At 69.7% G+C, this 8765-nt stretch carries 9 protein-coding genes; 4 read left to right on the top strand and 5 right to left on the bottom strand.

Annotated elements, in window-relative coordinates:
* On the bottom strand, positions 1-447 hold a 447-nt coding region (locus tag ACY35P_RS14320), incomplete at its 3' end, for a purine nucleoside phosphorylase YfiH/LACC1 family protein (RefSeq protein ID WP_462116513.1).
* On the bottom strand, positions 444-1415 hold the full coding sequence (gene rluD, locus ACY35P_RS14325; protein WP_462116514.1) for a 23S rRNA pseudouridine(1911/1915/1917) synthase RluD: 972 nt from the start codon (positions 1413-1415) through the stop codon (positions 444-446). The genes ACY35P_RS14320 and rluD, both read right to left, overlap by 4 nt.
* 102 nt (positions 1416-1517) lie before the next feature.
* Between rluD and ACY35P_RS14330 the strand changes: the two genes are divergently transcribed.
* Positions 1518-2393, top strand: coding sequence for an outer membrane protein assembly factor BamD (locus ACY35P_RS14330; protein ID WP_462116515.1), 876 nt, complete (start codon positions 1518-1520; stop codon positions 2391-2393).
* 134 nt (positions 2394-2527) lie between these two features.
* Positions 2528-2800, top strand: coding sequence for a DUF4242 domain-containing protein (locus ACY35P_RS14335; protein ID WP_462116516.1), 273 nt, complete (start codon positions 2528-2530; stop codon positions 2798-2800).
* 6 nt (positions 2801-2806) lie between these two features.
* Here the strand turns inward: ACY35P_RS14335 and ACY35P_RS14340 are convergent, their stop codons facing one another.
* The 3 genes from ACY35P_RS14340 to sucC form a co-directional block, all read right to left on the bottom strand.
* Entirely contained in the window at positions 2807-4432 is a 1626-nt protein-coding gene (locus tag ACY35P_RS14340; protein ID WP_462116517.1) for an NAD+ synthase, read from the bottom strand.
* A gap of 114 nt (positions 4433-4546) precedes the next feature.
* Complete coding sequence (gene sucD, locus ACY35P_RS14345; protein WP_462116518.1) at positions 4547-5422, bottom strand: succinate--CoA ligase subunit alpha; 876 nt, start codon at positions 5420-5422, stop codon at positions 4547-4549.
* Positions 5423-5477: 55 nt separating this feature from the next.
* On the bottom strand, positions 5478-6647 hold the full coding sequence (sucC, locus tag ACY35P_RS14350; RefSeq protein ID WP_462116519.1) for an ADP-forming succinate--CoA ligase subunit beta: 1170 nt from the start codon (positions 6645-6647) through the stop codon (positions 5478-5480).
* 170 nt (positions 6648-6817) lie between these two features.
* Between sucC and ACY35P_RS14355 the strand changes: the two genes are divergently transcribed.
* A complete protein-coding gene (locus ACY35P_RS14355) occupies positions 6818-8413 on the top strand; it encodes a sensor histidine kinase (RefSeq protein ID WP_462116520.1) in 1596 nt (531 codons plus the stop codon).
* Positions 8414-8491: 78 nt separating this feature from the next.
* Positions 8492-8765, top strand: a 274-nt coding sequence (locus tag ACY35P_RS14360; RefSeq protein ID WP_462116521.1) for a response regulator, incomplete at its 3' end; no start/stop codon positions are given.

Here is an 8765-nt window from a genome sequence, read left to right on the forward strand (position 1 = left end):
GCGCATCGCCGCGACCGTCGCCTCGAGCACGCCGTCGGCGAGCCCACGCCAGCCCGCATGCGCGCCGCCGACCTCCGAGCCGTCGCGTGCGCAGAACAGGACGGGCAGGCAGTCCGCGGTGAGGATCGCGAGCACGACGCCCGCATCGGACGTCACCGCGGCATCGGCTTCGGGTTCACCCTCGAACGCGTCGTCGCGGTCGAACCGCACCACGCCCGTGCCGTGCACCTGGCGCAGCCAGCGCGGCGGCGACGGCAGCGCCAGGCGCTCGGTGAGTTCGACGCGGTTGGCCTCCACGATCGACGGTGCGTCGCCGTCGGCGGCCTGCCGGTTGCCGAGGTTGAACGTGTCGAATGGGGCCTGCGATCGGCCTGCGCCATGGCGCAGGGTCGACAGCGCCTGCACGCCCGGCGGCGACGGCCAGTCGGCGGGCAGGAACGGATTCAACGGCTGCGCTCGTCGTGCTCGCGAAGGTCGCGGCGCAGTGCGTCGACCAGTTCGCGCAGGTCGGCCGGTACGGGCGCGGTGCAACGCACCGGCTCGCCGGAAACGGGATGCGCGAACTCCAGCGTCTCGGCGTGCAGTGCCTGGCGCTTGAAGCCCCGCAGCGTGGCGATGGTCTCGTCGGACGCACCGCGCGGCAGCTTCAGCGGCCCGCCGTAGAGCGGATCGCCGACGATCGGATGCTTGAGGTGCGCCATGTGCACGCGGATCTGGTGCGTTCGCCCCGTCTCCAGCCGGCACTCGAGCAGCGTGTGCGCGCGGAAGCGCTCGCGCAGGCGGAAATGGGTCACCGCCGCCTTGCCGTCCTCGCGCACCGCCATGCGCAGGCGATCGCGCGGATGGCGGTCGATCGCCGCGTTCGCCGTGCCGCCCGAGACCAGCGCGCCCACCACGACCGCGAGGTACTGGCGGTGCACCGCGCGTGCGGAGAGCTGGTCGACCAGTGAGGTATGCGCCTGCAGCGTGCGCGCGACGACCATGACGCCCGAGGTGTCCTTGTCGAGCCGGTGCACGATGCCCGCGCGCGGCAGCGCCGACAGCGTGGGGTCGCGATGCAGCAGCGCGTTCACCAGCGTGCCCGCCGGGTTGCCGGCGCCCGGATGCACGACGAGGCCGGCCGGCTTGTCGATCACGATGACGTCGGCGTCCTCGTAGAGCACGTCGAGCGCGATGTCCTCGGCCGGGGCGTCGGTCCGGATGCCGATCTCGGCGTCGACCGTCACGAGCTCGCCGCCGCGGACCGGGTCGCGCGGGCGTGCGTCGCGGCCGTCGAGACGTGCCTGGCCGGACTTGATCCACCCGGCGAGCCGCGAGCGCGAGTGCTCGGGGAAGAGTTCGGCGAGCACCGCGTCGAAGCGGCGCCCGGCGCAGGCGTCGGGGACGCGGGCTTCGAAGGTGATGGTCTGCGGCATTCGGAACGGCCTGCTGGCGGGGGTCCACCAGCGCAGGGCCGGTTAAGACGGGCCTGCTATTATCCGGCCTTCCTGTCTCCCGGTCCGACGCCCGTCGATCCCATGGCCCATCGCTCCGCCTTCCGCCCGTCTGCCGCCACCCTCCTCCGTGGTGCGGCGGCCGCCGTCCTCGCGGTCTCGCTCCTCGCCGGCGCCGGCTGCGCGCGCTTCAAGAACCGCGACAAGGACGCCAACGAGGGCCAGCCCGTCGAGACGCTGTACCAGAAGGGCCACCGGTCGATGACCAACGGCAACTGGTCGAGTGCCGAGGAGACCTACCGCCGCCTCGTGGCGCAGTACCCGTACGGCGCTTACACCGAGCAGGCGCTGATCGAGACGGCCTACGCGCAGTACAAGTCGGGCAAGCACGAGGACGCGGTCAGCACGATCGACCGCTTCATCCGCACCTATCCGACCCATCGCGAGATCGCGTACCTCTATTACCTGCGCGGCCTGGTGAACTCGAGCCGCGACGCGGTGTTCCTCCAGCGCGTGTGGCACCTCGACCCGGCCCGCCGCGACCTGTCGACGCCGATGCAGGCTTACAACGATTTCTCGATCGTCGCCGAACGCTACGGCAACAGCCGCTATGCCGCCGATGCGCGCGAGCGCATGGCCAAGCTGCGCGACATGTTCGCCCGGTACGAGATGGACACGGCGCTGTTCTACCTGCGCCGCGATGCCAACGTGGCCGCCATCGACCGCGCGAAGTACGTGATCGAGAACTATCCGCAGTCGGCGTACCAGAACGATGCGATCGCCACGCTCGCCGCGGCGTACACCGCTCTGGGCCAGGCCGACCTCGCCGCCGGCGCGCGCGCCGAGCTGCAGAAGGCGGCGCCGGACCATCCGTTCCTGCGCGGCAACTGGCCCGACTACCCGAGCCGCCTGCGTCGCCTGAACCCGCTGGGCACCGAGAAGTCCGCCCTCGGGCACTGACGGCCCGACGTCGGTACGAAGACGCCGCCTCCGGGCGGCGTTTTTCATTGGATCGATCGCGTTCGACCGACCAGCGGCGCGCGGCGTCCGGCGACACCGCCGCAGACTCGTCCGATCCCACAGGAGGATCGGCCATGCCGCAGTACGTGATCGAACGCGACATCCCGGGCGCGGGCGCGCTCACCCCCGAGCAGCTCAGGGAGATCTCCGGGGCCTCCTGCGCCGTGCTGCGCGAGATGGGACCGGACATCCAGTGGCGCCAGAGCTACGTCACCGGCGACCGCATCTACTGCGTCTACGACGCGCCCGACGAAGCCGCGGTGCGGGAGCACGCACGACGCGGTGGCTTCCCCGCGAACCGCGTCTCGCAGGTGTCGGCGGTGATCCACCCCGCCACCGCAGGCTGACCGCGGTCAGCGGTAGCCGCTGCTGATCGGGTAGCGACGCTCGCGGCCGAAGGCGCGACGGGTCATCTTCGGGCCCGGCGCGGCCTGGTGCCGCTTCCACTCCGAGATGCGCACCAGTCGGAGGACGCGATCGACCGTCGCCGCATCGAAGGCGGCGGCGACGATCTCGTCGCGTGACTGCTCGCCGTCCACGTGCCGCTGCAGGATCCCGTCGAGCACGTCGTAGGGCGGCAGTGAGTCCTGGTCCTTCTGGTTTTCGCGCAGCTCGGCCGACGGCGGCCGCTCGATCACGCCCTCGGGCACCACCGCGTCGCCGACCGTGTTGCGCCAGCGCGCGAGCCGGAACACGTCCGTCTTGTAGACGTCCTTGATCGGCGCATAGCCGCCCGCCATGTCGCCGTAGATCGTGGCGTAGCCGACGGCGTATTCGCTCTTGTTGCCGGTCGTGAGCAGCAGGCCGCCGAACTTGTTCGACAGTGCCATCAGCATCGCGCCGCGGATGCGCGACTGAAGGTTCTCCTCGGTCGTGTCCACGTCGCGGCCGGCGAACGTTTCGGCGAGCGTCTCGAGATAGCCCTCGAACGGCTTCTCGATCGGGAGCGTCAGCAGGCGCACGCCCTGTCGCTCGCACTGCTCGGCGGCGAGGTCGTTCGACAGTCCTGCGGTGTAGCGCGACGGCAGCCGGACCGCGGTGACGTTGTCTGCTCCGAGCGCATCGACGGCGATCGCCAGCACCAGCGATGAATCGATGCCGCCCGACAGCCCGAGCCAGACCTTGTCGAAGCCGTTCTTGCGGCAGTAGTCGCGCGTGCCGCGCACGATGCCACGCCAGGCGAGCGCCTCGCGGCTCTCGTCGCCGTCCTGCATCCACTTCACCGGCGTGAACGCGCGCCGCGTGGCGTCGTAATCGACGACCAGCCATTCGTCGGTGAATGCGGCGGCCGCCGGGTGCACGCAACCGTCGCCGTCGGCGACCACCGAGGCGCCGTCGAAGACGACATGGTCCTGCCCGCCGACCACGTTGACGTAGGCGATCCCCACGCCGGTGTCGCGCGTGCGCTCGGCGAGCAGCGCATCGCGCAGGCCGTGCTTGTCGTGCTCGAACGGCGAGGCATTCGGCACGACCACGAGCTCGGCGCCGGCGGCGACCGTCGAGGCGAGCGGCTCGGGAAACCACAGGTCCTCGCAGATCACCACGCCGACCTGCACGCCGTCGACGTCGACGACGCAGTCGCCGCCGTCCGGATCGACCGAGAAGTAGCGGCGCTCGTCGAAGACCGCGTAGTTCGGCAACTCGCGCTTGCGGTAGGTGCGCTCGACGCGGCCGTCGCGCAGCACGCTCGCCGCGTTGTAGACGACGGCGCCCGCCGTTTCGGGCCAGCCGACGACGGCGGTGATGCCGCGTGTCGAGGCCGCGATGCGCATCAGCGCGCGCTCGCAGTCGGCGAGGAAGCTGGGGCGCAGCAGCAGGTCCTCGGGGGAATAGCCGCTCAGTGCGAGCTCGGGGAACACCACGAGCCCCGCGCCGTGCTCGTCGCGCGCCTGCGCGATCAGCGCTTCGATGCGGCGCGCATTGCCGTCGACGTCGCCGACGGGAAAGTCGAACTGCGCGAGTGCGATTCGCAGGGCCATGCGCCACTCCTGTGCGGATCGCGCGATTTTACGCGCGGCGCGATGAGGGCCGAGGCGGCCGAAACGGAAAAGGCCGCCCGGAGGCGGCCGTTCCGTACATCGCGATGCGGTGGATCAGCCGGCGAGGCGCTTGGCGATGGCTGCGCCGAGGTCGCCCGGCGACTTCACCGTGACGACGCCCGCCTTTTCCAGCGCCGCGAACTTGCCCTCGGCCGTGCCCGAGCCGCCGGAGGCGATCGCGCCGGCATGCCCCATGCGCTTGCCCTTCGGGGCCGACGCGCCGGCGATGAAGCCCACGACCGGCTTGGTGACGTACTGGCTGATGAATTCGGCTGCTTCTTCCTCGGCCGAACCGCCGATCTCGCCGACCATGATGATGCCCTCGGTCTGCGGATCGTCCTGGAACCAGCGCAGCGCGTCGATGAAGTTGGTGCCGTTGATCGGGTCGCCGCCGATGCCGATGCAGGTCGACTGGCCGAGGCCGACGTCGGTCGTCTGCTTCACCGCTTCATACGTGAGCGTGCCCGAGCGCGAGACGATCCCGATCTTGCCGGGCTGGTGGATGTGACCCGGCATGATGCCGATCTTGCACTCGCCCGGCGTGATCACGCCCGGGCAGTTCGGGCCGACGAGCACCGTCTCCGGATAGCCGTTGAGCACGTTCTTCGCGCGCAGCATGTCGAGCACCGGGATGCCCTCGGTGATGCAGACGATGACGCGGATGCCGGCGGCCGCGGCCTCCATGATGGCGTCGGCCGCGAACGGCGGCGGGACGTAGATCACCGACGCGTCCGCGCCGGTCGCTTTGACGGCCTCTTCCATCGTGTTGAACACGGGCAGGCCGAGATGCTCGGTGCCGCCCTTGCCCGGGGTCACGCCGCCCACGACCTGGGTGCCGTAGTCGAGCATCTGCTGCGCGTGGAAGGTGCCCTGCGAGCCGGTGAAGCCCTGCACGAGCACCTTCGTGTCCTTGTTGATCAAGACGGACATTGTTTTCTTGTTCCTGTGTCGGACGCGCGGATCAATGCCGCGCGTCGTGGAAGTCTCAGGCGGCCTGCTTGACGGCCGCGACGGCCTTCTTCGCGCCGTCGTTGATGTCGTCGGCCGCCGTGATGGCGAGGCCGGAGTTGCGCAGCAGCTCCTTGCCCGCTTCGACGTTCGTGCCCTCGAGGCGCACGATCACCGGAACCTTTACGTCGACTTCCTTGACCGCCGCGATGATGCCGTCGGCGATCATGTCGCAGCGGACGATGCCGCCGAAGATGTTCACGAAGATCGCCTTCACCTTGTCGGAAGACAGGATCAGCTTGAAGGCTTCGGTCACGCGCTCCTTCGTCGCGCCGCCGCCCACGTCGAGGAAGTTCGCCGGCGAACCGCCGTTGAGCGAGATGACGTCCATGGTCGCCATGGCCAGGCCCGCGCCGTTGACCATGCAGCCGATGTCGCCGTCCATCGTGACGTAGTTGAGGTCGTACTTCGACGCGAGCACTTCGGTCTCGTCTTCCTGGCGCGTGTCGCGCATGGCGACCAGCTCGGGATGACGGAACGAGGCGTTGTCGTCGGAATCGACCTTGCCGTCGAGCACGGCGAGGTCGCCGTTGGTGAGGATCGCGAGCGGGTTGAGCTCGACGAGCGCCAGGTCCTTCTCCATGAACAGCTTGAACAGGCCGGTCATGATCTTGGTCAGCTGCCCGACCTGCTTGGCGTTGAGGCCCATCGCGAAGCCGAGGTCGCGGCACTGGTACGGCTGCAGGCCCTCGACGTAGTTGATGTGCAGCGCGTGGATCGCCTCGGGCTTCTCGTGCGCGACCTGCTCGATGTCCATGCCGCCTTCGGCCGAGGCGATAAAGGTCACCGTCTTGGTCGAGCGGTCGACGAGCACCGAGAGGTAGAGCTCCTTCGCGATGTCCGTGCCTTCGGAGATCAGCACGCTGTCGATCGGCAGCTCCACGCCCGCGGTCTGGTACGTGGCCATCTTCGTGCCGAGCATCTGCTTGGCGTACTGCGCAACCTCGTCGTACGACTTCGCCAGCTTCACGCCGCCGGCCTTGCCGCGGCCACCCGCATGGATCTGCGCCTTGACGACCCACAGGTCGCCCGGGATCTGCTTGGCCGCCGCGACGGCCGCGTCCGGCGAGCGGGCGACGATGCCCTTGGGAACGGCGATGCCGTAGTCGGCGAAAAGCTGCTTCGCCTGGTATTCGTGGAAATTCATGCGTCACCGAAGGATGGACGTGGGGCTCGCGCGCGGGTGCAGGCCCGACCGGGCCGGCGCGAGGGGCCGGTATTGTCGCCGATCGGGGCGGGCCGGGCAAAACCGACCCCGGCCGAACGCCCGGAGAATCAGGTACCTATACTCCGGCCACCGCCCGCCGGACGCGCGCCGTGCCGCTGAATACCGTCGTCACCCCCCTCGACGCCGACCACGTCCTCTACCGCGAGCTGCGGCTCTTCAACCTGTTCCGGGCGCTCGAGGCCGCGCTCCTGGTGCTGCTGGTGTTCGGGCCGGTATCGGGTTTCATCGACGAGCCGCGCTACGAGCTACTCGCGCAGGCCGTCGTCCTCACCTATCTCTTCATCGCGCTGGTCGGGCTCGGGCTCGGCCGCCGGCTGGACGTGCGGCTCGCCGCGGGCATCGGGATCGCGGCCGACCTCTTCTTCGGCATGCTCGCCATGCACGCGCTCCCGTCGGCGGGCACCGGCATCGCGCTGATGCTGATGTTCAACGTGGGCGCCGCGGCGCTGCTGCTGCCCTCGCGCATCGCTTTCGCGTTCGCCTCGACCGCGGTGGTCCTGCTGATCGGCGAATACGCCTGGAGCCGCGCGGACGGGGGCGCGCGCCGCCTCGTCGCCGAGCCGGTGATGTTCGCGGTCGGCTACCTCGCACTGGCCACGGTGATGAACGTGCTGGGCCGGCAGATGCGCGAGAGCTACGAGCTCGCCGCGCTGCGCACGACGGAAAACGAGCACCTCGCGCAGGTCAACGAACTCATCATCCGCCGCCTGCGCACCGGTGTGCTGCTGGTCGACGGCAGCGGTCGCATGAAGCTGGCGAACGAGGCCGCGACCGCGCTGATCGGCGACGTCGGCGACGAGATCCACGGCTTCCGCGAACTCGCGGTCGCCGTGCCCGAGCTCGGGCGCCGGCTGGAGCGCTGGCGCGAGACCGGCGCCGTCGACGACACGCCACTGCGCGTCGCCGCGGACCAGCCCGACGTGCTGCCGCGCTTCACGCGCCTGCAGGGCAACAGCGACCAGGTGCTCGTCTTCCTCGACGACACGTCGCTCGTGTCGCAACGCGCCGAATCGATCACGCTCGCGACGCTCGGTCGATTCTCGGCGAGCCTCGCGCACGAGATCCGCAATCCGCTCGCCGCAATGAGCTATGCGGTGCAGCTGCTCGAGGAATCCGACGACATCCGGCCCGCCGACCGTCGCCTGCTGGAGATCATCCACCAGCACGTCGTGCGCATGAACGGCATCGTCGAAAACGTGCTCGGCCTTGCGCGCCGCGAGCCTTCGAAACCCGAGGTGGTCGAGCTCGCCGCGTTCGCACGGCGCTTCGTCGAGGACTACCTCGTGAGCCATCCGATCGAAGGCGACAACCTGACGAGCGCGGCGTCGCGCCCCGAGATCGTCGCCCTGTTCGATCCACGGCAGCTGCACCAGGTGCTGGTCGTGCTGGTCAGCAACGCGCTCAATTACGGGCGGATGCCGGGCGAATCGGCACGGGTCACCCTGCGCGTCGGTCTCGACGGTGCGCAGCCCGTGATCGACGTCCTCGACCGCGGGCCGGGCATTCCCGAGACCGTACGGGGCCGTCTGTTCCGACCGTTCTTCACCACCTCCAGCCACGGCACGGGACTGGGCCTCTACATCGCGCGCGAGCTCTGCCGCGCGAACCAGGCCAGCCTCGACTACGTGCCGACCCCCGGCGTCGGGGGCTGCTTCCGCATCCGGCTGAGCACGATCGGCGGCTGACCTGCCCCACGGCTGACGAAAACGGCCCAAAGTGGCCGCAGCCGGTCACTTCGGCTAAGGTTGGCGGTGGAGGATCCGATGCCCGAACCCCGTACCGCACCCGCCCGGACCGCACTCGTCGTCGACGACGAGCGGGACATCCGCGAACTTCTGGTCATGACGCTGGGCCGAATGGGCCTGCACTGCGACACCGCGGCGAACGTCACCGACGCCCGGGCGCTGCTGTCGAAGAACCGGTACGACCTCTGCCTGACCGACATGCGCCTGCCCGACGGCACCGGGCTGGAGATCGTCTCCGAGATCAACCAGAAGCATCCGCAGACCCCGGTCGCGATGATCACGGCGTTTGGCA

The organism is Lysobacter xanthus (genome assembly GCF_047159895.1).